Annotated in this window: 25 protein-coding genes; 15 read left to right on the top strand and 10 right to left on the bottom strand. The window is 45.9% G+C overall.

The features are described 5' to 3' along the window. Positions 1 to 519: 519 nt before the first annotated feature. Complete coding sequence (locus tag NX845_RS19210; RefSeq protein WP_065682713.1) at positions 520 to 1,065, top strand: gamma carbonic anhydrase family protein; 546 nt, start codon at positions 520 to 522, stop codon at positions 1,063 to 1,065. Here NX845_RS19210 and NX845_RS19205 read toward each other — a convergent pair. The 4 genes from NX845_RS19205 to NX845_RS19190 all read right to left on the bottom strand — a co-directional run bounded on the left by NX845_RS19205 (position 1,062) and on the right by NX845_RS19190 (position 3,749). Next, positions 1,062 to 1,331 (bottom strand): DUF1488 domain-containing protein, encoded by a 270-nt coding sequence (locus NX845_RS19205; protein WP_017081754.1) that lies wholly within the window; start codon positions 1,329 to 1,331, stop codon positions 1,062 to 1,064. The two genes, NX845_RS19210 and NX845_RS19205, sit on opposite strands and share 4 nt — an antisense overlap. 17 nt (positions 1,332 to 1,348) lie before the next feature. Beyond that, on the bottom strand, positions 1,349 to 2,179 hold the full coding sequence (gene aroE / locus NX845_RS19200; protein ID WP_065682714.1) for a shikimate dehydrogenase: 831 nt from the start codon (positions 2,177 to 2,179) through the stop codon (positions 1,349 to 1,351). A 75-nt stretch (positions 2,180 to 2,254) separates the two neighbouring features. Beyond that, positions 2,255 to 3,172, bottom strand: a complete 918-nt coding sequence (gene hemF, locus NX845_RS19195; RefSeq protein WP_065682715.1) for an oxygen-dependent coproporphyrinogen oxidase — start codon at positions 3,170 to 3,172, stop codon at positions 2,255 to 2,257. A 19-nt stretch (positions 3,173 to 3,191) separates the two neighbouring features. Continuing rightward, a complete protein-coding gene (locus tag NX845_RS19190) occupies positions 3,192 to 3,749 on the bottom strand; it encodes an L-threonylcarbamoyladenylate synthase (protein WP_004735778.1) in 558 nt (185 codons plus the stop codon). Positions 3,750 to 3,944: 195 nt separating this feature from the next. On the opposite strand from NX845_RS19190, the gene purE reads away from it, so the two are divergent. Together purE and NX845_RS19180 are read left to right on the top strand one after the other, a co-directional pair. Continuing rightward, positions 3,945 to 4,430: a 5-(carboxyamino)imidazole ribonucleotide mutase gene (gene purE, locus NX845_RS19185; RefSeq protein ID WP_004735777.1), complete on the top strand. Its 486-nt coding sequence runs from the start codon at positions 3,945 to 3,947 to the stop codon at positions 4,428 to 4,430. Between the two features lie 5 nt (positions 4,431 to 4,435). After that, complete coding sequence (locus NX845_RS19180) at positions 4,436 to 5,566, top strand: 5-(carboxyamino)imidazole ribonucleotide synthase (RefSeq protein WP_065682716.1); 1,131 nt, start codon at positions 4,436 to 4,438, stop codon at positions 5,564 to 5,566. Between the two features lie 87 nt (positions 5,567 to 5,653). Here NX845_RS19180 and NX845_RS19175 read toward each other — a convergent pair whose 3' ends face one another. The 4 genes from NX845_RS19175 to NX845_RS19160 are packed head-to-tail and all read right to left on the bottom strand — an operon-like array spanning position 5,654 to position 8,916. Further along, a complete protein-coding gene (locus NX845_RS19175; protein WP_017080840.1) occupies positions 5,654 to 6,223 on the bottom strand; it encodes a type I DNA topoisomerase in 570 nt (189 codons plus the stop codon). 12 nt (positions 6,224 to 6,235) lie between these two features. Then, positions 6,236 to 6,712, bottom strand: coding sequence for a DUF494 family protein (locus tag NX845_RS19170; protein ID WP_004735774.1), 477 nt, complete (start codon positions 6,710 to 6,712; stop codon positions 6,236 to 6,238). A gap of 3 nt (positions 6,713 to 6,715) precedes the next feature. Next, positions 6,716 to 7,828, bottom strand: a complete 1,113-nt coding sequence (gene dprA / locus NX845_RS19165) for a DNA-processing protein DprA (RefSeq protein WP_004735773.1) — start codon at positions 7,826 to 7,828, stop codon at positions 6,716 to 6,718. Then, complete coding sequence (locus NX845_RS19160; RefSeq protein WP_065682717.1) at positions 7,825 to 8,916, bottom strand: LysM peptidoglycan-binding domain-containing protein; 1,092 nt, start codon at positions 8,914 to 8,916, stop codon at positions 7,825 to 7,827. Before NX845_RS19160 ends, dprA begins: the two co-directional genes overlap by 4 nt. 140 nt (positions 8,917 to 9,056) lie before the next feature. Between NX845_RS19160 and def the strand changes: the two genes are divergently transcribed. From def to NX845_RS19130, 6 genes are all read left to right on the top strand, one after another. Continuing rightward, positions 9,057 to 9,569 carry a peptide deformylase gene (gene def / locus NX845_RS19155; protein WP_004735769.1) on the top strand — a complete coding sequence of 171 codons (513 nt, stop codon included), beginning with the start codon at positions 9,057 to 9,059 and terminating at the stop codon, positions 9,567 to 9,569. Between the two features lie 38 nt (positions 9,570 to 9,607). Further along, a complete protein-coding gene (gene fmt / locus NX845_RS19150; protein WP_102290931.1) occupies positions 9,608 to 10,573 on the top strand; it encodes a methionyl-tRNA formyltransferase in 966 nt (321 codons plus the stop codon). Positions 10,574 to 10,692: 119 nt separating this feature from the next. Next, positions 10,693 to 11,973 (top strand): 16S rRNA (cytosine(967)-C(5))-methyltransferase RsmB, encoded by a 1,281-nt coding sequence (gene rsmB / locus NX845_RS19145; protein WP_017077320.1) that lies wholly within the window; start codon positions 10,693 to 10,695, stop codon positions 11,971 to 11,973. Positions 11,974 to 12,082: 109 nt separating this feature from the next. Then, positions 12,083 to 13,459 carry a Trk system potassium transporter TrkA gene (gene trkA / locus NX845_RS19140; RefSeq protein ID WP_004735766.1) on the top strand — a complete coding sequence of 459 codons (1,377 nt, stop codon included), beginning with the start codon at positions 12,083 to 12,085 and terminating at the stop codon, positions 13,457 to 13,459. A 96-nt stretch (positions 13,460 to 13,555) separates the two neighbouring features. Next, complete coding sequence (locus NX845_RS19135; RefSeq protein WP_017081746.1) at positions 13,556 to 15,001, top strand: TrkH family potassium uptake protein; 1,446 nt, start codon at positions 13,556 to 13,558, stop codon at positions 14,999 to 15,001. A gap of 27 nt (positions 15,002 to 15,028) precedes the next feature. Beyond that, the gene (locus tag NX845_RS19130; RefSeq protein WP_260257077.1) at positions 15,029 to 15,631 is read left to right on the top strand and encodes a DUF3157 family protein; all 603 of its coding nucleotides are present in this window, start codon (positions 15,029 to 15,031) and stop codon (positions 15,629 to 15,631) included. Here the strand turns inward: NX845_RS19130 and NX845_RS19125 are convergent. Together NX845_RS19125 and NX845_RS19120 are read right to left on the bottom strand one after the other, a co-directional pair. Further along, entirely contained in the window at positions 15,628 to 16,281 is a 654-nt protein-coding gene (locus NX845_RS19125) for a hemolysin III family protein (protein WP_004735763.1), read from the bottom strand. The two genes, NX845_RS19130 and NX845_RS19125, sit on opposite strands and share 4 nt — an antisense overlap. 108 nt (positions 16,282 to 16,389) lie before the next feature. Continuing rightward, on the bottom strand, positions 16,390 to 17,181 hold the full coding sequence (locus tag NX845_RS19120) for a sporulation protein (protein WP_260257076.1): 792 nt from the start codon (positions 17,179 to 17,181) through the stop codon (positions 16,390 to 16,392). Positions 17,182 to 17,464: 283 nt separating this feature from the next. Here NX845_RS19120 and NX845_RS19115 point away from each other — a divergent pair, with 283 nt between their 5' ends. The 6 genes from NX845_RS19115 to NX845_RS19090 all read left to right on the top strand — a co-directional run bounded on the left by NX845_RS19115 (position 17,465) and on the right by NX845_RS19090 (position 22,581). Then, positions 17,465 to 17,632 (top strand): hypothetical protein, encoded by a 168-nt coding sequence (locus NX845_RS19115; protein ID WP_004735761.1) that lies wholly within the window; start codon positions 17,465 to 17,467, stop codon positions 17,630 to 17,632. A 131-nt stretch (positions 17,633 to 17,763) separates the two neighbouring features. Beyond that, positions 17,764 to 18,027 (top strand): YihD family protein, encoded by a 264-nt coding sequence (locus NX845_RS19110; protein WP_004735759.1) that lies wholly within the window; start codon positions 17,764 to 17,766, stop codon positions 18,025 to 18,027. A 326-nt stretch (positions 18,028 to 18,353) separates the two neighbouring features. Beyond that, the gene (gene ccoG, locus NX845_RS19105) at positions 18,354 to 19,772 is read left to right on the top strand and encodes a cytochrome c oxidase accessory protein CcoG (RefSeq protein WP_004735757.1); all 1,419 of its coding nucleotides are present in this window, start codon (positions 18,354 to 18,356) and stop codon (positions 19,770 to 19,772) included. 74 nt (positions 19,773 to 19,846) lie between these two features. Continuing rightward, entirely contained in the window at positions 19,847 to 20,833 is a 987-nt protein-coding gene (locus NX845_RS19100; protein WP_260257078.1) for a serine/threonine protein kinase, read from the top strand. A 55-nt stretch (positions 20,834 to 20,888) separates the two neighbouring features. Beyond that, complete coding sequence (locus NX845_RS19095) at positions 20,889 to 21,488, top strand: thiol:disulfide interchange protein DsbA/DsbL (RefSeq protein ID WP_004735755.1); 600 nt, start codon at positions 20,889 to 20,891, stop codon at positions 21,486 to 21,488. Between the two features lie 139 nt (positions 21,489 to 21,627). Beyond that, positions 21,628 to 22,581: a DUF2860 domain-containing protein gene (locus tag NX845_RS19090; RefSeq protein WP_260257075.1), complete on the top strand. Its 954-nt coding sequence runs from the start codon at positions 21,628 to 21,630 to the stop codon at positions 22,579 to 22,581. The last annotated feature ends 11 nt before the right edge of the window (positions 22,582 to 22,592 follow it).

Raw genomic sequence — 22,592 nt, 5'->3', positions numbered from 1 at the left:
GAACATGTAATTCTAAAGCTATTACCATTCCAACAGAATGGTAATGAATTGACTGTGCCAAAATCAAGTAAACTTAATTTTGTATTGGTCACTCAGTTCATTGAAATCAATTTTGTTACCGAAGTAACTGTTACTACCTAAGTAATAACGTTTTGATATTCATCAACGAGTGCCCACACAGATTGATAGGTTTAAATTGTTAAAGAGCTTTTCCTTTTTGAGCTTCGCTCAAATCGGACGGCCATTTTAGCGATTTAAGTTTTAGTGTCAACCACTATTTTCAAAACTTTTTTCAAGCGCTTAGCTTGGCTAATTTGACCTGCTGATTCGTTTTGGTTTCTTACGAAGCCTTCCCGTTTCAACGAGGTCGCATTATAGAGATTTCGATCACACTGGCAAGCCCTTTTTGAAGTTTTTCTTACTTTTTTGATTGTTCGAGCGTTTTTTGTTCAAAGCACCCCATTTTCACTAGTATTCCCCTTAATTAAGGGCTTAAGGTGCCTATATAAAGGAGGATTTATGAGTTCAATGCGCAGTTATAAAGGAATATCCCCTCAGATTGGACAAAGTGTCTATATAGATACAAGTTCGGTACTGGTTGGGGATATCAAAATCGGTGACGACTCTAGCGTGTGGCCTTTGGTTGCAGCTCGAGGAGATGTGAACCACATTCATATTGGAGATAGAACGAATATCCAAGACGGCAGCGTTTTGCACGTCACCCATAAGAATGCAGAAAACCCTGAGGGTTACCCGCTATTAATAGGTAATGATGTCACTATCGGACATAAAGTAATGCTGCATGGCTGCACGATTGAAGATCGTGTACTTGTTGGTATGGGAGCTATCGTGTTGGATGGCGTGGTTATTAAAGAAGATGTGATGATTGGTGCTGGTAGCTTAGTGCCGCCTAATAAGGTACTTGAGAGCGGTTATCTATATGTAGGAAGCCCGGTAAAACAAGCACGCCCATTAAATGATAAGGAGCGTGCCTTTTTACAGAAGTCAGCTGACAACTATGTTCAGAATAAAAACGACTATCTAGACTCTGTGCTTCCAGTTTAAAGCGCTTTGATCTGAATCCGATTAGAGGAGTCATACTCCTCTTCTTCTATTAACTCTTCCGCTAGCTCTTCAATATCAAAACGCAACTCTGAAAAGATAACTAAAGCTTGATCGCCCTCTTCTATCTCTTTACCTGCCAATCGTGATAATTCTTCAATAGATAAGACACATTCGATCAATGCACCCGATTGCTGTGCTGGGAAAGTGATAGATTGACTTGCTTCATCCCAATCTTGGATATCCGGAAATAGAATTGATTGATTCATTTTTTATAAATACCTTGTTACATCTCTAAGTTTCTACGTAATTCTCTTAAAATCTGTTTTGTCCCAGGGCGAAGACCACGCCACAGCATAAAGCTCTCAGCGGCCTGCCCTACCAACATACCCAAACCATCATAAGCAGCGTGAACACCATTATCTAATGCCCACTGATTGAATACCGTCGTTCCAGATCCGTAAACCATGTCATAAACAGCACTATTCGAATTGAAGATAATCTCAGAAATTTCAGGAAGCTGACCACTTAGACCAGACGAGGTCGAGTTAATGATGACATCAAACCCTTCATTAACATCACTTAACCCCATTCCTTTGATGTTTCCATGTGAAGAAAACATCTCAGCCAGAAGTTCAGCCTTTGAACTGGTTCGATTAGCGACTACCAACTGTTGTGGCTTTTGGTCGAGTAGAGGTTGAATCACTCCTCGAGCAGCACCACCAGCACCAAGTAGAAGAACGCGAGCTCCTTTTAACGCAACTTGATGTTGAAGAAGGTCTTGAACTAAGCCTTCACCATCGGTGTTATCACCAATGATCTCTCCATCATCGAGCTTCTTAAGTGTGTTTACGGCACCTGCTAGTTCAGCTCTTTCAGTCAGGCGATTAGCGAACTGATAAGCATCTTCTTTAAATGGCGCAGTGACATTACACCCTCTCCCACCTTCACTAAAAAATGCTTGAGCAGCAGTGATGAATTCACCTTGTTCTGGCTGGAGTGCTGTATAGGTAAGTTGTTGGCTGGTTTGGCGAGCAAATAATGTGTGAATGAATGGCGATTTGCTTTGCCCAATAGGGTTACCGAAAACGGCATAACGATCTACTTGCTGTGTCATATCCTTACCTAACAGAAATAAAAAAGGGTCATCTATATAGATGACCCTATCACTATCCCTATAAGGAAGGAAGAACTACCAAACTCGAGGCTTTAGGTAGTCGCTATAAAGCAGAGCTTCAGGTGAACCGGCTTGTGGTTCGTAGCGATATTCCCAGCGAGCCAATGGCGGCATCGACATCAATATAGACTCTGTGCGCCCACCGCTTTGCAGACCAAATAAGGTGCCACGGTCGTAAACTAGGTTAAATTCAACATAGCGACCACGACGATAAAGTTGGAAGTCACGCTCGCGCTCGCCGTAAGACGTCTCTTTACGTCGTTCTACAATGGGTAGATAGGCGGCTGCAAAACCTTCACCGACAGCCTGCATATAAGCAAAGCTCTTATCGAAACCCCACTCATTTAAGTCATCAAAGAACAGACCACCAACACCACGTGTTTCATCACGGTGAGGCAGATAGAAGTACTTATCACACCATTCCTTGTGTTCTTGATAAACGTCATCACCAAACGGCGCACACAGGTCTTTAGCGGTTTGATGCCAAGATTGGCAGTCTTCATCGAAAGGATAAAATGGCGTTAAGTCAAAACCACCACCAAACCACCAAATTGGGTCTTCCCCTTCTTTTTCCGCAATGAAGAATCGAACGTTCGCGTGTGAGGTTGGGATATATGGGTTCTTAGGGTGGATAACTAATGAAACCCCCATCGCCTCAAACTTACGTCCGGCTAATTCAGGGCGGTGAGCTGAGGCTGAGGCAGGCATCGCCTTACCCGCTACGTGAGAGAAATTAACCCCACCTTGCTCGAATACCGCACCATTGGTCATCACGCGAGTTCGACCACCGCCACCAAGGCGTTCGCCAGGTTCACGCTCCCATGCATCTTCTTCAAACAGTGCAGTGCCATCAGCTTGCTCAAGCTGCTGGCAAATCGAATCTTGTAGGCTCAGTAAAAACTGTTTTACTGCTTCTTTATCAATTGCTGACATCTTTCTTCCTTTGCAGGGTTTAACCCTGTCTTAATATTTTCGACGTTTTTGCATCTCTAATTTCGCTTGGCTTCTCACGACCACCCGTTTGACCTTCTAAAATAGCCACCAAATGTTGACCCAGTTGCTGTTGAACTTCTTCAGTCGTCATACAAGGCGGTTCACCTGTCAGGTTAGCACTGGTCGAGGTTAACGGCTTACCGAATTCATTACACATTCTTTGAACTAAAGGGTGATCCGTCACTCGCACCGCGATGGATTCAAATTGGCCACTGACCCAGTCAGTTACTTTACTGCTGGTTGGCATTATCCAAGTCACTGGTCCCGGCCATGTTGCTTTTACGGTCGCTAACTGCGCTTCCGTCAACTGGCTTTCGTCAATATAGGGCAGCAACTGCTCGTAACTCGCAGCAATTAGGATCAACCCTTTCTCCATCGGCCGCTGTTTTAAATCGAGCAATTTCTTAATGGCTTGTGGATTATCGGGATCACAACCGACCCCAAAAACGCCTTCAGTCGGGTAAGCAATGACTTCACCTTGTTGTAATGCCTGCAAAGTATGTTGAAAGTTATCCAAGGGTTGCCTCATTAATTCTGTTATCGAACTCGCTAAGTGTACAAATTATCATTCACTGTGACTAAAGCTATTTGTTTATAAAATGTATCAATTAACAACTTAGACTGACGCAAACGTTTTCCTTAAGCAATTTTACCCGTATAATGCGCGCAAAATATCTAATCACTAATTAAATCGTACCTGAAGGAGTTTGAGATGACTGTCGGTATTATCATGGGTTCTAAATCTGATTGGCCAACAATGAAGCTAGCTGCAGAAATGTTGGATCAGTTTGGCGTGGCGTACGAAACAAAAGTGGTTTCTGCTCACCGCACACCTCAGTTGCTTGCTGATTACGCAACCAGTGCGAAAGAGCGCGGTATTAAAGTGATTATTGCTGGTGCTGGCGGTGCTGCGCATCTTCCGGGCATGGCTGCAGCTTTCACAAGCGTACCTGTTTTAGGTGTTCCTGTTCAGTCTAAAGCACTCAAGGGCATGGATTCTCTGCTTTCTATCGTACAGATGCCAAAAGGCATTGCGGTAGGTACTTTGGCTATCGGTGAAGCTGGCGCTGCCAATGCTGGTATCCTAGCAGCCCAAATCATTGGTACTCACAATGAAGAAGTGATGGCAAAAGTAGAAGCGTTCCGCTCTGAGCAAACAGAAACGGTTCTGGCTAATCCAAACCCTGCTGAGGACTAATTCCCATGCATGTTCTTGTGTTAGGCGCGGGCCAACTTGCTCGCATGATGTCCCTAGCTGGGGCGCCGCTGAATATTGAAATTTCTGCTTTTGATGTTGGCAGCAAAAATATTGTTCACCCATTAACGCAAGCGATTCTAGGCAACGGCTTAGACAATGCGATTGAGCGTGCGGACGTCATTACTGCTGAATTCGAACATATCCCTCACGATGTTCTTGAGGTATGTGAGCGCAGCGGTAAGTTCTTACCGACAACAGAAGCAATCAAAGCTGGCGGTGACCGTCGCCTTGAAAAAGCCCTGTTAGACGAAGCAAGCGTGAAAAATGCTAAGTACTACGTGATTAACTCTCACGAAGACTTTGACGCTGCGATTGCTCACGTAGGCTTGCCAATGGTCTTGAAGAGCACACTTGGCGGCTACGATGGCAAAGGTCAATGGCGCTTAAAGACATTAGACAATGTTGACGCGACTTGGACAGAAATGGCCGAGTGCATTGCCGCAACAGACAACCAAGCCATTGTGGCTGAAGAATTCGTTCCGTTTGACCGCGAAGTATCACTGGTTGGTGCTCGTGGTACCAATGGCGAGATTCAAGTGTATCCACTGGCTGAGAATGTTCACACCGACGGCGTGTTGAGCTTATCAACAGCCATTGATGACATTGAACTGCAAGAGCAAGCGAAAACCATGTTCACCGCTGTTGCAGAACGTTTGGATTACGTTGGCGTGCTAGCGTTAGAGTTCTTTGATGTTAAAGGTTCACTGCTGGTTAACGAAATTGCACCACGTGTTCATAACTCTGGCCACTGGACACAGCAAGGCGCTGAAACTTGTCAGTTTGAGAACCACCTACGTGCTGTGTGCGGTATGCCACTAGGCAGTACTAAACTGATTCGCCCAACCGCAATGATCAACATTCTTGGTGAAGATACCCTACCTGAGGCTATTCTGGCTCAAGGTGGCTGTCATGTTCATTGGTATGGCAAAGAGAAGCGTGCAGGTCGTAAGATGGGCCACATTAACGTGAGCGCTGACTACAACGCAGAGCTGCAAAGAGCGTTGTGCTCATTGGCTGATATTCTTGATAAGCAAGCCTACCCTGCTGTGCATGAGTTTGCTGAGCAAATGCAGTAAGCCTACATTGGCTTATTGATATAAAAAGTTCATTGGATATAAAAATGGCGCTCAGTGAGCGCCGTTTTTTTTGTCTATAACATCAAGTTATTGAGATTGAATGTGATGACACTTGCGATCAGCACATTGCTTCTTAGTGCCACTGGCCGTTTTCTTCTCCAGCAACAGCGGGAACTGACACTGTTCACAACGACCAATAACAGGTGGCTGATTAACGGCGAACTTACACTTAGGATAGTTATCGCACGCATAAAAGGTTTTGCCATAGCGAGATTTACGCTCAACCAAATGGCCTCTGCCACACTCAGGGCAAGCAACAAGTGGCTGCTCTTCAGGTTGTTCTTTTGGTTGGTCCAAAGATTCGATGTGATTACACGTTGGGTAGCTACTACAACCAATGAACATCCCAAAGCGACCTTGCCTTAATACCAGTTCGTTTTGGCATTTAGGACACGGTACACCCAGCTCTTTCACTACGTGGCCATCGTTCTGATGCAGAGGCTTGATGTAATCACAGCTAGGATACTGCTTACAGCCTAAAAATGGGCCGTGCTTACCATGGCGAAGCTGAAGCTCTCCACCACACTGTGGACATGGTTCATGCTCTAATGCATGTTCATGTGCTGAAAAAAGCTGATTATCAATCTTACTACTCATGACAAGCCTGTATTAATGCAAGATACCTTGCTCTTTGGTGTACAACAGCTCTTCCATTTGCGTGTAAGCACTTTCATTACCCGGCACATTAAATAGCACCATTAAGATAATCCATTTCAGATCATCCAATTCAAATTCGCTCGTCTCAAGCCCCATCACACGATCAATCACCATTTCACGAATCTCTGTCGTGAGTACGTTGATCTGTTCAAGGAACAATAAGAAACCTCGGCACTCCATATTAATACGTGAAATCTCTCGACTGGTATAAATACGCATCGAGGTATTGGAACACATAGTAATCGCCGCTTGATTCTCAGTATCTTGCAATGCCGCAAGATCTTCTAACCAATGGAGGGCCTTATAAATATCATCTTGGTGAAACCCTGCTCGAAGAAGCTCATCTTCCAGCTCATCTTGATCCACCTGCAATTCAGAATCGCTATGGATGTAGGTTTCAAACAAGTACATCAGTATGTCCATCATCATAGCTTAGCCTCTCCCCTTTCGAATATAGCCACCGGAAACTGCAACAACATGCCCTGAGAGCTCAAGCTCTAAAAGCTGCATCATGACCTCATGCACAGGTATATGGGTTCTCTGTGCCAAAATATCAACGGGTGTCGCCTCTAACCCTACGTTAGCTAACAGCTGTGGAAATGGCAATTGTTCATTTTCCCCCATACTGGGCGTAGGTTCGAACAAGCTGGGTTGCTGATCGATAGACCAGTCTAACAGACTCTTTATTTCAATCAGAACATCTTGTGCACTCTGTACCAAGCATGCTCCAGCTTTGATTAAGCTATTACCTCCTCGACTGGTTGGGTTATGAATAGAGCCAGGAAGCGCAAACACCTCTCGGCCTTGCTCCATGGCATAGCGAGCTGTAATCAAAGAACCACTCTTCTCAGCCGCTTCAACCACCAAGGTTCCGAGCGATAACCCACTTATAATACGGTTACGGCGAGGGAAATGTTCAGGTCGTGGTTTGGCACTTGGGCGAAACTCTGAAATCAACGCACCATTTTCACAGATCCTATCGGCCAAATTTCTGTGTCGCGCAGGATAAATGGAATCCAATCCAGAACCCAATACAGCAAAAGTTTCCCCTCCTTTATCTAGAGCACCATCATGAGCATAGCCATCGATACCGAGCGCTAAGCCACTGGTGACAATCAAACCGTTTTGGACGAACTCTTTGGCGAAGGACTTCGCGGTTTGCAACCCTTCGAGACTGGCATTACGACTGCCGACCATAGCGATTTGAGGCTCAATCAGTTTTTCAACGTGACCTTTAACGAAAAGCACGCTTGGCGCGGAGGCGGTCTCATTCAGCAGTTTGGGATAATGCGAGCAATTCGGGGTAATGATGTGATGGTTGGGTTGTCTTGCTTGCCACTCTAGGCAAGCCTCCACTTCTCTTGGGGCTTGCTCTCTTAGATAGGCAATTTGCTTGGCAGACAAACCAAGCGCTTGCAGTTGCTGACTTGAGTAACCAACAATATTCGAAGGGGAATCAATGCTCAGCAGTCGAGAAAGGCGCTTGCCACCCAATTGCGGAACAAAACTTAGAGTTAGCCAAGCACTCAGTTGTTGCTCATTCACTCGGTGCCCTTAGCTTCTTCCTTCAAAGCCAGATCCAAAGGCGATACCGCCAGAATATCATTGCTAACCGGTTTTGAACTCTGAGTGATCAAGGCCAAGCTAAAATACTCATAAGGACGAATGACCATCAAGCTACCGAGTGAGGTACTTGGCAATTGCACCTTATCGCTCGCCGCAGACTCTTTGTAGCTGTATTCACCCTGCTTACCAAACACCACCGCGCCGCTTTCACTGAGGGTAAACATAGAGCCTTGGCGAAGATTGTCCTGTGAGCCTTTATTAATAACGACCACCTGATTCTTTGCACTGTATTGGCTGCTGTCTAATGAACCCAAGATATTAGCAAACTGGCCCGCAGCACTAGGCGCTGGATAAAATGTGGTTGAGAGCTTCACCTGATCAACGTCAAGCTCTGGTAACACGAGGTCATTAAGTAACACCTCTTGCAGTTGAGTCTCTATCTGTAAACTACTGAACTCAGCATCCACCTCTTTCAGGCGCGCCGTGGCGACTAAACGCAAAGAGGTAATACTCGCTTGAGGTTGTTGTCGTTGATAAGTCTCGACAGAACGGTAAATACCCCATTTTTGATGCTGCTGGTTCCCCGAAATAAACAATCGGTCTTCACCCGATAAGAAGCGTTTGCCATCACTGGTCCCTAACGCTCGTTGCGCTGACTGGATATCTTGCTGCTCAACCAAACGGTCAGATTGTAGATACGGTAGAACCAACCCCTCATTCACGGTAGGCACCGCTTTCTTCTCTGATACACGAATCTTAGGGCTTAGCTTTATGACGGGTTTGAGGCTCAATACCGGCTCGCCATTAATCCAAACCAGAGACAATTTATCTCCGGGGTAAATCAGGTGAGGGTTTTCTATTTCAGGGTTTACCTGCCATAGCCTTGGCCACAACCAAGGGCTATCGAGATACATCGCGGAAATATCCCATAAGGTATCCCCCTTAACCACCACATAGGCCTGAGGTGCATCTTGTTTAATGGTTAAAGGTTGCTCACTATTTTCAGCCGTAACGGCGAACGAAAACGAGGCACAAATAAGAGAAAAAGTGGGAGAAAAATGACGCATGACCTAGGTTCCTTGGTCTGAATATATGACATCTGATTAGAGAATTACCTTCAGGATGCTGTCATTTGACCTCTAAAATGTCTAGAATTGAGCCAACAAGGTTTAAGCTGTTTCGGCACAGTTCAATATTTCGAGTGTATATGTCTGTATTACAAGTATTAACATTACCAGATGATCGTCTACGTACCGTGGCGAAACCGGTAAAAGAAGTTACCCCAGAGATTCAAAAGTTCGTTGATGACATGATTGAAACCATGTACGACGAAGAAGGTATCGGCCTTGCTGCAACGCAAGTAGATTTCCACCAGCGCATCGTTGTTATCGATATTTCAGAAACACGTGACGAGCCTATGGTTCTGATCAACCCTGAAATTACCGACAAACGTGGCGAAGATGGTATCGAAGAAGGCTGTCTATCTGTACCAGGCGCTCGAGCTCTAGTCCCTCGCGCTGCAGAAGTAACGGTTAAAGCATTAGACCGTGAAGGCAACGAATTCACATTCGACGCTGACGACCTTCTGGCTATCTGTGTTCAGCACGAACTTGACCACCTAGAAGGCAAGTTGTTTGTTGATTACCTATCGCCACTAAAGCGCAAACGTATTCAAGATAAGCTAGCGAAGATTAAACGTTTCAACGAGAAACAAGGTTAATAACCGCTGCTATTACTAAATTAAGAAGGAAGTCTACCTTGGGTCAATCTTTAAGAATTGTCTTCGCAGGTACTCCGGATTTCGCCGCCCGTCATTTGGCGGCGTTGTTGTCTTCGGAGCATGAAGTTATTGCTGTTTACACACAGCCAGATCGTCCAGCAGGCCGCGGTAAAAAACTGACTGCGAGCCCAGTAAAAAACATCGCACTTGAAAACAATATTCCGGTTTACCAACCAGAAAACTTCAAGTCAGATGAGGCTAAGCAAGAGCTAGCAGATTTGAATGCTGACATCATGGTTGTTGTCGCTTACGGCTTGCTTCTTCCACAAGCTGTATTAGATACGCCTCGCTTGGGTTGTATCAACGTGCATGGTTCAATCCTACCACGCTGGCGTGGTGCTGCTCCGATTCAACGCTCTATCTGGGCGGGTGATAAAGAGACAGGCGTGACGATCATGCAGATGGATATCGGCCTAGATACCGGTGATATGCTAAGCATCGCAACGCTGCCAATCGAAGCGACAGATACTAGCGCGTCAATGTACGAGAAGTTAGCTGGCCTTGGCCCTGATGCTCTTGTTGAATGTTTAGCTGACATCGCTTCTGGTAAAGCCGTTGCTGAAAAGCAAGATGACGAACTTGCTAACTACGCGAAGAAGCTGAGCAAAGACGAAGCTAAAATTGATTGGAATGACAGTGCAGAACACATCGAACGTTGTGTGCGCGCTTTCAACCCATGGCCAATGAGTCACTTTGCGATTACTGATAGCAGCTCTAATGATGAAAAAAGCATTAAAGTTTGGCAGACACGTGTTGATCAAGAATCAACATCTGCGCCAGCTGGCTCAATCATCAAAGCAGATAAAACGGGTATCTATGTTGCGACTGGCGACAAAGTACTGGTTTTGGAACAACTGCAAGTTCCAGGTAAAAAAGCCATGTCAGTTCAAGACATCTTGAACTCACGTGCAAGCTGGTTTGAAGTTGGTACTCAACTTTCTTAACCGCTTTAAAGCTACTCAATATGCACTTAAAAATGTGTAGCTTGTAAAAACACAGTTTAGAAAACCTTTACGAGGGCAGAGATGCCCTCATGTATTCAAATAAATATTCGGTACCCCTCATGAATGTTCGCGCTGCTGCTGCAAATGTCCTATTCCAAGTTGTCGATAAAGGCCACTCTCTTTCACACGCTCTCCCTGCGGCTCAAAAAACGATCCGTCCGCGAGACCATGCTCTACTGCAAGAGATTTGCTACGGCGCACTTCGTTACCTGCCTCGCTTAGAGTCAATCGCTAACGAACTGATGGAAAACTCGCTTAAAGGTAAAAAGCGCGTCTTCCATCACCTGATCTTAGTAGGCATTTATCAGTTGGGCTTTATGCGAATTCCTTCGCATGCCGCCGTTGCTGAAACAGTTGAAGCAACCAAAACACTGCGTGGCCCAAGCCTCAGTGGTTTGATCAATGCCGTACTTCGCAGCTATCTGCGCGATCAAGAAGAACTAGACGAGAAAGCCGTTAGCCACAATGCTGGTAAATACAGCCATCCAAGCTGGATTCTAAAAATGCTTCAAGAGAGCTACCCAGATCAGTGGGAGCAATTAGTTGAAGCAAACAATAACAAGGCACCAATGTGGCTGCGTGTAAATCGCCAACACCACACTCGTGACGAGTATGTTGAACTGCTTAAAAACGAAAACATTGAATACACACTGCACCCTGAAGCAGCTGATGCCATAAAATTAGCCTCACCTTGTGACGTTACTTTGCTTCCTGGTTTCGACCGAGGCTGGGTATCTGTGCAAGATGCTGCAGCTCAGCTTTCCGTTGATTTCCTAACACCAAAAGATGGTGAGCTAATCCTAGATTGCTGCGCAGCACCTGGTGGTAAAACTGCACACATTCTTGAACATACTCAAGACACTGAAGTGGTTGCAATCGACAGCGATATTAAGCGCCTAGACCGCGTTTACGATAACCTTGAACGCCTACAACTACGTGCCGACGTAATCTGTGGTGATGCTCGCTACCCTGAAGAGTGGTGGACGGGCAGTCAGTTTGACCGCATCCTACTTGATGCTCCATGTTCAGCGACGGGTGTAATCCGCCGTCACCCTGACATTAAGTGGCTACGCCGTGCATCTGATATTGATGCACTAGCAGAGCTGCAAAGTGAGATCTTGGATGCAATGTGGCGCCAGCTAAAAGAAGGCGGCACCATGGTTTATGCGACATGTTCTATCACGCCGCAAGAAAACGTGCTGCAAGTGAAAGCATTCTTAGAGCGTACCGAGAACGCAACGCTGGTTGGGTCTGATATCGAAAAACCGGGTCGTCAAATACTGCCTGGTGAAGAAGATATGGATGGCTTCTACTACGCAGTTCTAGTAAAACAGGCATAACAACTAACAGCGGCTAAGAATTTATTTCTTAGCCGCTGTTTCTTTCTAGTGCATTATCAAAGCAAAATGAGATCACTAGAATTACAACGGCAAAAATAAGAGAAAGGCTATGAAGATCATTATTCTAGGTGCTGGACAAGTTGGCGGTACCCTTGCTGAAAACCTAGTAGGTGAAAACAATGACATCACGATTGTCGACCGTAATGCCGACCGACTGCGTGAACTTCAAGACAAATACGACCTTAGGGTTGTAAACGGTTATGCCAGCCACCCGAACACACTACGTGAAGCGGGCGCGCAAGATGCCGACATGTTGGTTGCCGTAACCAACATGGATGAAACCAACATGGCCGCATGTCAGGTTGCCTTCTCTCTGTTTAACACGCCAAACCGTATTGCTCGTATTCGTTCTCCTCAATACCTAGAAGAGAAAGAAGCGCTATTCAAATCAGGTGCAATCCCAGTAGACCACCTCATCGCACCCGAAGAGTTAGTGACCAGCTACATCGAGCGCCTGATTCAATATCCAGGTGCATTGCAGGTTGTGAGCTTTGCTGAACAGAAGGTTAGCCTAGTCGCAGTCAAAGCTTATTACGGTGGACCATTGGTTGGTAACGCACTGTCTGCTTTGCGTGAGCACATGCCGCACATTGATACTCGTGTAGCCGCTATCTTCCGTCAAGGTCGCCCTATTCGCCCACAAGGCACCACCATCATTGAAGCCGATGATGAGGTTTTCTTTGTGGCAGCGAGTAACCATATCCGCTCAGTAATGAGTGAACTGCAACGCCTAGAGAAACCGTACCGCCGCATCATGATTGTCGGTGGTGGTAACATTGGTGCAAGCTTGGCAAAACGCCTTGAACAGAGCTACAGCATTAAACTTATCGAGCGCAGCTACACTCGCGCCGAGAAGCTATCTGAAGAATTAGAAAACACCATCGTATTCTGTGGTGATGCAGCCGACCAAGAGCTACTGACCGAAGAGAACATCGATCAAGTTGATGTGTTCATCGCTCTAACCAATGAAGATGAAACCAACATCATGTCAGCGATGTTGGCGAAGCGAATGGGTGCCAAGAAGGTAATGGTGCTGATTCAGCGTGGCGCTTATGTCGACCTTGTTCAGGGTGGCGTGATTGATATTGCGATATCTCCACAGCAAGCGACGATTTCTGCGCTACTTACTCACGTTCGTCGTGCTGATATTGTTAACGTATCCTCTCTACGTCGCGGTGCTGCTGAGGCGATTGAAGCCATTGCTCACGGTGACGAAACCACCTCTAAAGTTGTTGGCCGAGCGATTGGCGACATCAAACTGCCACCGGGCACCACTATTGGTGCGATTGTTCGCGGAGAAGAGGTGCTTATCGCGCACGATAGAACCGTAATCGAACAGGATGACCACGTAGTGATGTTCCTAGTGGACAAGAAATACGTACCTGATGTTGAGTCTCTATTCCAACCGAGCCCGTTCTTCTTATAGCCTTGTTCTCGTAAGCTTCTTCTCGCAACTTTCTTTTTGTGAGAACGACGCTCCGGCACAAAGCTGTAATCAATTAAAGCTATGGTCTATTAAGCTATGGTCAACTTTCGTCCGATATTATTAGTGATAGGGTTAGTGTTATCAAAACTCGCCCTTTTCATGTACATCCCCACATTGGTTGCCTTTTTTACTGGCACCGGTGGCTTCCTCGAGTTTGGTCAATCGGTAGTGATCACGCACATTGTGGCGTTCATCTGCTTGAGCTTGGGCCGCTCCGCTAAGTTCCGACTTGGGGTGCGGGACATGTTCCTTATCACCTCTTTGGTTTGGACAATTGCCAGCGCCTTTGCCGCCCTGCCATTTGTCTTCATTAACCACATCAGCTTCACTGACGCCTACTTCGAAACCATGTCAGGTATCACCACGACAGGCTCAACCGTATTAAGCGGCTTAGACAGCATGGCACCAAGCATTCTGTTGTGGCGTTCTATACTGCAATGGTTAGGCGGCATCGGCTTTATCGTGATGGCGGTAGCAGTTCTACCAATGCTCAACGTTGGTGGTATGCGCCTGTTCCAAACCGAATCATCCGATTGGTCAGATAAAAGCAGCCCACGAGCAAAAACCGTCGCGAAGAACATCGTAGCGGTTTATCTGGTTCTGACTGGTTTATGCATCATTAGCTATTTGCTTGCAGGCATGGGCATCTTTGACGCGATCAATCACGCGTTCACAACACTGTCGACGGGGGGTTACTCAACCTCAGATGGCTCGATGAACCACTTCTCTAACAGTGCTCACTGGGTGGGAACACTGTTCATGTTCCTTGGCGGTCTGCCATTCTTACTGTTTGTTAGCGCACTGCGAGGCCGAAAACTCTCAATCCTCTACAAAGACGCGCAAGTGAGAGGTTTCACGTACCTGTTCTTGGTCACCAGCGCCGTAATATCAACATGGTTGGTGGTTAGAGATGGCTACACTGTTATGGATGCGATGCGTGTTTCGATGTTCAACATTGTGTCAGTCGTCACCACAACCGGTTTTGGCTTAGAAGACTTCACCGCCTGGGGTGCACTGCCAACCACCTTGTTTGCATTCCTAATGATGGCGGGCGCGTGCTCGGGTTCAACCTCTGGCGGTATCAAAATCTTCCGCTTCCAGATTGCGATGACCATGCTCCACAAACAAATGATGAAGCTGATTCACCCATCAGGCGTGTTTGTTCAACGCTACAATCAGCGACCTGTGAATGACGATATTGTGCGTTCACTCGTGGCATTTGGTTTGATGTTCTTTATCACGATTATCTTAATTGCAGGCGGCTTGAGCGCGATGGGACTTGATCCTGTGACCAGTATATCTGGCGCTATCACAGCCGTTGCCAACGTGGGCCCAGGCATGGGCAGCGTGATCGGTCCAACCGGGAACTTTGCTCCACTGCCAGACGCCGCTAAATGGTTGCTAAGTTTAGGAATGCTAATGGGACGCCTCGAGATACTGACGCTCATTGTTCTATTTTTCCCAGCCTTTTGGCGACGCTAACCAAGCAAAAAAATCAAGGAAACACAGATGAAATCATACGTATTTCTCGCTAGCGCATTGCTCGCAAACTCAGTATTCGTAAGTTCTGCCTTTGCTGATCAAATGGTCACATTGCCTGATGGCAAGCAAGTGTTACTAAAAGACGATTTTACTTGGCAGTATGTGGCAGAAAATAAAACAGAAGAAACAACAACGACAGAGATAACTTCAGCGGTAGCGACGGCGCCAGTCGCAGCTGTACCCGTAGTCGCAGTCCCAGTTGCAACCAGTACGCGTGGTACTACGATTGTGGTTAATAGTAAAAAGCCAAGCTTGCAACTGTCTCAATCAGGAGTGGATGTCGTATTAGGCGCGAGCCGCTATGAAGGTGGTGAGCTTATCATTCCGACAGCCATCACCAACCAAGGCACTCAAGCTGTCATTTTGGTATCACTTAACATCAGCGTATTTACCGCAGAAGGTGAGTTACTGGCACAACAAGAAGTCGCAGTCTGGAAATCAATCAAACGAATGGCCGACACTTACCTGCGACCAAAGACAGCTGAAGAAGGTAAGTTGATAGAACTCGACCTAGCAGAGCACCCTGAATATCAGATTAAAGCCGAGATTATCGAGGTCGTTGCCCGCTAAACCGGTGTAACAAACAGATAGATAGCGAAGAAATGGCAAGCGCAGCCCGCCAACACAAACAGGTGCCAGATGGCATGGTTATAAGGGATGCGTTTTGCCACATAGAAAATGACACCCAGCGAGTAAATCACCCCGCCAACCGCCAGTAACACCAAACCACCTATATCGATGTTCATCGCTAATTGATAAACAACAATCAAAGATAGCCAACCCATCGCTAAGTAAATGAACAGCGATAAGCGCTTGAATCGGTAAACAAAGGCAATCTTCATGATGATGCCCACCAGCGCAATTCCCCAGATCACCGCCATCAAGCCCATCGCTAATGGGGTTCTTAAGCCCACCAAAAGAAACGGCGTGTAACTGCCCGCGATCAGCAAATAAATCGCACAGTGATCGAGCGTTTTGAGTAAGCGCTTGGTTTTCTCAGTGGTGATCGAGTGGTACAACGTGGAAGCAAGAAAGAGCAGAATAATACTGCTGCCATACACCGCCATACTGGCAACAGTAAGCATGTCGGCTTGGTAATCAAACGCACGAATCAGTAACAGGATCAGGCCCACTACGCCAAGTACGACGCCCAAACCATGGGTTATCGCATTAGCGCGTTCTTCGATGTCACTGTATTCGCTGGCTGATGATGCAGACATGAGTATCCTACTAGAGTAAATGTTCGATTGACCCAGTATTACACATTAAGCTTACACGTGTAAGCTTAAATTTTTATGACAAAATGACTTATAAAATGTGCGATTCAGCTAAGACGCGTTTTCTAAATACTCGACCACCATCTTACCGGCGTCTTCTGGTGAGGTATCAAGCGGGACACTCAATTGACGCTGTAGTTGACCCATTCCCAGCAAGCTCGCCAACATACCTTTTGCGCCATCGCGATTGCGGTCTATCTCAAACCACAACTTAAGTTCTGTCTCACCACGATGAGCAACAACCTCAAGCTCACGCCAGCGACCATGATAAGGGCCAGTAGTCGGCACAAACTCAAACTCTTGGACAAACGGCAGTTCAAAGCCATCGACCGCTTCACATTCCACTTGGCGTATCCGCAGCCCTTGAGCTTCAAGTTCGTTAAAGATGCCATCGAGGAGCGCATCAGGACGAACCGTTAAGGAGTCTTTATCCGATGGGTCAATCGCCATCGCAATATCGAGCCCGGTTTCAAGCCATACTTTTGAGTCACCAATCGTGACTGGTGTATTCAGCGGTACATCAAACTCACATTCAAAGTCACGGGTTTCTCCCGGCTGAATCACAAAGGCATACGGCAGGCTCCATTTAGCCAACGAGTACGTCTGGTGCATTCGGCGTTTATGACCGCCCTCTTGCCTTTGCGAGTTCATGGTAACTTCTTTGACGTAACGACAGCACAAGTTGAGATCGATGTTGTCGATTTCTTGTGGCTGAGCGCCACCATAGACATGCACAATAATGCTCGCCTTCTTGCCTGGGTAAAGCACTTCCTGTTGCAATACAGAGTCCACCTTGGCAGATCCAATACCAAAACTAGCTAACGTTTTCTTTAAGAACGACATATGCACCTCCTTTAAAGCATCATCTTAAGCCTGAAAGAGGTTCAAACTCAAATATACTGCTCACACTATTTTAGCTCTAATATCGTTTAATTATCACTCAGGCGTCGATCGATAACTTAGATAGTGATAATCTAAGCCTTGATATGCATGCATATCATTATCCTGATTTATTTTTCGGATTGGCGAAAGCCAGACGAGTGACTCTTCAAGTAATTGAAGCGAAGCTCATGATAAGTCAGGCCATTAGATTGGCAATGGATATGCCTGACCGTTAGGTAAATTAATGCGCCCAACAGCTGTCAGGTTCTCGCACACCAACCGTAGTGCGATGCGTCGTCGTAGTGGCTTTGTTGCTGCTCCAACGGCTAAGAAATTGGCTCCTACAATGACTCTCGTTCAGAAGACTGCTTTATTAGCACCGACTGCAACAAAAGTAATTAAAGCCGCTTAACGAAAAGCGCAGTTTTTACTGCGCTTTTTTCTTGCCCAGTCCCATCTTGAAATGTCTTTACACATTGGTATTCCCTACCCGATTTGATACCTTAACCACAAATCATTATAAAATTTGTGGAGAAGTAAAGTATGAAGTGTCACCGCATTGAGGAACTGCTTGAACTGATGGAGCCTGAGTGGCAGAAAGATCAAGAGCTTAACCTATTAGAGTTCATTATTAAGCTATCAAACGAAGCAGGCTACCAAGGCAAGCTAGAAGAGCTGACTGACGATGTTCTTATCTACCATCTAAAAATGCGTAACAGCGAAAAAGATGAAATGATCCCAGGTCTTAAAAAAGACCAAGAAGATGATTTCAAAACGGCAATTCTAAAAGCGCGTGGCCTTCTTTAATCGCCTATTTGGTTAGAACTCAATTGCCGTATAGATAAAACACTCAATTTTAAAAAGCGACCACCAGGTCGCTTTTTTGTTTCTGTTCGCTATTTTTTCGTCACAACTGTTATGACTTTTGTTGTTAAAGGTTGATAGCGTTAAAGAAATGAGAACAAGATTGTCGCTATAATCGCCATCCATAAGAATCTTCTAAAATAATAAGAGTGAGTGCGATAACAACAAATGCACCAAGCTCAATTTCTACAGGTTCTCTAAACCATACTTTCAAGTAATGTCGTCATGCCCGACTTAACCGGGCAAACAAGCCACAAAAAGGATAGTCCATGAGTCAGGATAAAATCGACATCAAAGATGTGACTCCTAAAACCTTTAACCCAAAAACACATAAAGGTAATGGAGATCGATTTAACCCAAGTAACCGAATCTATGTTCGAGAAAGCAAAGGTAAATTCCAACAACTTCGTCGTTACGGCGGTTGGTTCTTACTTTTACTTTTTGCGCTTATCCCATGGATTCCATTTGGTGAACGACAAGCGATCTTGCTCGATATCGGTAGCCAGCAGTTCAACTTCTTTGGCACCACGCTATACCCACAAGATCTGACCCTACTCGCCATCCTATTTATGATTGCTGCGTTTGGCTTATTCTTCATAACCACCTTTTTAGGGCGAGTCTGGTGTGGTTATTTATGCCCGCAAACTGTCTGGACCTTCATGTACATCTGGTTCGAAGAGAAGCTGGAAGGTGCTGCCAATAAGCGAAGAAAACAAGACTCGGGCAAACTGACGAGCAATTTAATTCTCAGAAAAACCATCAAACACATCGCGTGGTGGGCGATTGCGATTGCGACGGGCTTAACCTTTGTCGGTTATTTCATCCCAATCAAAGAGCTGGTGGTTGGCTTCTTTACCTTTAACTCGACTTTCTGGCCGGTGTTTTGGGTATTGTTCTTTGCTGGGTGTACTTATGCGAATGCGGGATGGATGCGTTCTATTGTTTGTCTGCACATGTGTCCTTACGCGCGTTTCCAATCTGCAATGTTCGATAAAGATACCTTCATCGTGGGTTACGACACTGAACGAGGTGAAAGCCGTGGCCCTCGCTCTCGTAAAGCCGATCCAAAAGAACTTGGTCTAGGCGACTGTATTGACTGTAATTTATGTGTTCAAGTGTGCCCAACGGGTATCGATATCCGTGACGGCCTACAATACGAGTGTATTAACTGTGGCGCGTGTATTGATGCCTGCGACAACACCATGGAACGTATGGGTTATGACAAAGGTCTGATCAACTACACTACCGAGCACAGGCTCGATGGTCACACAACCAAGGTGATGCGTCCGAAGCTGCTAGGTTATGGCGCTATATTGATCGTCATGCTGGGTTTGTTCTTCGCACAGATAGCGAGTGTTGATCCTGCAGGCTTAAGTGTTCTACGAGATAGAAACCAGCTATTTAGAATCAATAGCCAAGGGCTTGTCGAAAATACTTACAACTTGAAAGTAATCAACAAAACTCAGCAAGAGCAAGAGTACAAGCTTGATGTCAGCGGGCTACCAGATTCTATCTGGTACGGTAAACAAACGATCACCGTAGACCCAGGTGAGGTTTTAAACCTTCCTATCAGCTTAGGCGTCGATCCAGAAAAACTGAGCTCACCAGTTTCGACAATTCAGTTTATACTCTCGGATAATGAAGAGTTTACGATGGAAGTCGAAAGCCGCTTTATCAAGAAGCTCTGATACCAGTCACCTTAGTGCTTGGTATAACACCCCAATAAATGGAAAAAGGTTCAGTAATGAGCCTTTTTTATTCTATGACGATGCAAGCCTTTAACTTTGATAACCTGACTCCTGACTTCATGTGGCACGCACTGGAGAGTATTGGAGTTCGTGCTGAATCCGGGCTTCTCGCTCTCAACAGCTACGAAAACCGGGTGTATCAATTCACCGATGAAGACCGTAAACGCTACGTCGTTAAGTTTTATCGTCCGCAGCGTTGGAACACAGCACAGATCCAAGAAGAGCACGACTTCGCGTTAGAGCTGATCGAACAAGAGTTACCGGTTGCTCCACCTATGCGAATCAACGGCGCAACCTTGCATGAATATCAAGGCTATCTATTTGCACTGTTTGAAAGCGTCGGTGGCAGGCAATATGAAGTCGACAATCTAGATCAATTGGAAGGCGTTGGGCGCTTCCTTGGTCGTATTCATAAAGCCAGTGCTGGAAGAACATTTCAGCATCGCCCGACCATCAGCTTAGATGAATACCTTTATCAGCCACGTAAGATTCTAGAGAACTCTCAGTTTATCCCAACGCACCTAGAAAACGCGTTCTTCAATGACGTCGACCTTCTGATCAAAGAGCTAGAGAGCCAGTGGCCAAGTAACATTGACAACATTCGTCTCCATGGCGATTGCCACCCGGGCAATATCTTGTGGCGCGACGGGCCAATGTTCGTCGATCTTGATGACGCGCGTAATGGTCCTGCTGTTCAAGATCTGTGGATGCTGCTTAACGGCGAACGCCAAGATAAAATGATGCAACTGGATATTCTGCTAGAGAGTTATCAAGAGTTTTGCGATTTTAATACCGCGCAACTGAAACTAATCGAGCCTCTGCGCGGTCTACGTATGGTGCATTACATGGCATGGTTGGCGAAGCGATGGCACGATCCTGCGTTTCCTCTGGCCTTCCCGTGGTTTAATGACCCGAAATATTGGGAGCAACAAGTACTTGCTTGTAAAGAGCAAATTGCTACCCTGCAAGAGCCACCACTTTCGTTAATGCCTCAGTGGTAACAGCAATCGCAACATACAACTAGATAAAAATTCAAACATAATGGAGATTGGATAAATGAAAAAGCTATTCGCATTTTTCTCATTGATCATGTTGAGCCTTTCAGCTCACGCTGCGAAATTTAACGAAGGTGAACACTACAAAGTTCTCGATCTAGAAGCATCAAAAAAACCAATGGTGACAGAGTTCTTCTCTTTTTACTGCCCACACTGTAATAGCTTTGAGCCAATCATCCAGCAGCTAAAACAACAGCTACCTAAAGACGCTAAGCTACAGAAGAACCATGTTTCATTCATGGGTGGCAACATGGGTCTGCCAATGAGCAAAGCTTACGCGACCATGATTGCACTGAAAGTTGAAGATAAAATGGTACCAGTGATGTTTAACCGCATCCACACCATGAACAAGCCACCACGCGATGAAGCAGAACTGCGTCAAATATTCCTAGATGAAGGCGTTGATGCTAAGAAATTCGATGCGGCATACAACGGCTTTGCAGTAGATTCTATGGTTCGTCGTTTCGACAAAGCATTCAAAGACAGCGGCTTGTCAGGCGTTCCAGCAGTTGTAGTAAACAACCGCTACCTGATTGACGCTCAAGGTATTAACTCTCTCGATGAGTACTTCGAGCTGGTTAACTTCTTATTAAAGAAGTAAGGTAATGATTAAAGGAAGCTTCGGCTTCCTTTTTTTTGCTTGTTCAAAAATCATCATTGATAAATAATTAACCTGGAAATTTAATGCTTTACTGCTATTAATAACCCGTCCTAAGAACCGGTGGGCAAGGAGCCCTTGAATGAAAATAAAAATAACTCTTCTCGCATTGAGCGTTGCAGCCTCTCCCGCTTTTGCCAAGCTTGCAGACGAACAAGGTTTCAGTGGTGAAATATCTATCAATACCGGGGTTGCCTCTTCCACCTCAAACTTTAATACCGATGCTGATAGCACCATTTCGTCAAATACACAGAAAGCCTCATCTGAGATCTCATTTCTTGTCGCACCTTTAGGCAGTGTCGCTTACACCTTTGGTGAAAAGCTAAATCACCAGGTGTACACAGGTACCGCTCGTGATGATGTGGCAACCGGTACTGTTGTACTGGAGGTTGGCTATAAATACCAACTAGAGTCAGGCATGACCATCGACGCGTCACTTCTGCCAACCATCATGTCAGGTGAGACTTGGGCTGATCCATACAACACCACATCAGCTCGCACGAAGACCGATGAAACTGGCAATGCCTTTCGTTTGAAATTAAGTAGCATCGCAGGTTCTGCATTCTCGCTAGACATGGCTTACGCGACTAAAGACGTGGAAGAAGATCAGGTTGAAGAAGCTCTCAAACGAGATGCCAATACGCTCTACTTGAAAGGTCAATATCGCCTGCCACTCAGTCGTACCATGATGCTTATTCCATCCGTTATCTATCAAACACGTGATGCTGATGGTAAAGCTGAGTCTTACGACCAATTCGGTGGTGAGGTAAGCTTATTTGGTGGCATGGGGCGTCACCAGTACGCACTAACAGCAGGTTACAACCAACGCTCTTACGATGCCAGCAGCATTACTTTCCAAAAGAAACGCAGCGACGACAATATCAACCTATTCGCCGCGTATGAATATGAGCAATTCATGAATTGGGACAACTGGTCATTTGTTTCACTGGCGGGCTACGGCACCAGCGACTCGAACATTACCTTCTACGACGAGTCTCAATATATCGTTTCAGTTGGCCTGAACTACAAGTTCTAGTTAGGCATCAC

The organism is Vibrio sp. NC2 (assembly GCF_025195005.1).
GTDB lineage: Bacteria > Pseudomonadota > Gammaproteobacteria > Enterobacterales > Vibrionaceae > Vibrio > Vibrio splendidus.
The sequence above is the reverse complement of the archived record's forward strand: the minus strand, read 5'-3'. Positions and strand labels throughout refer to the sequence as shown.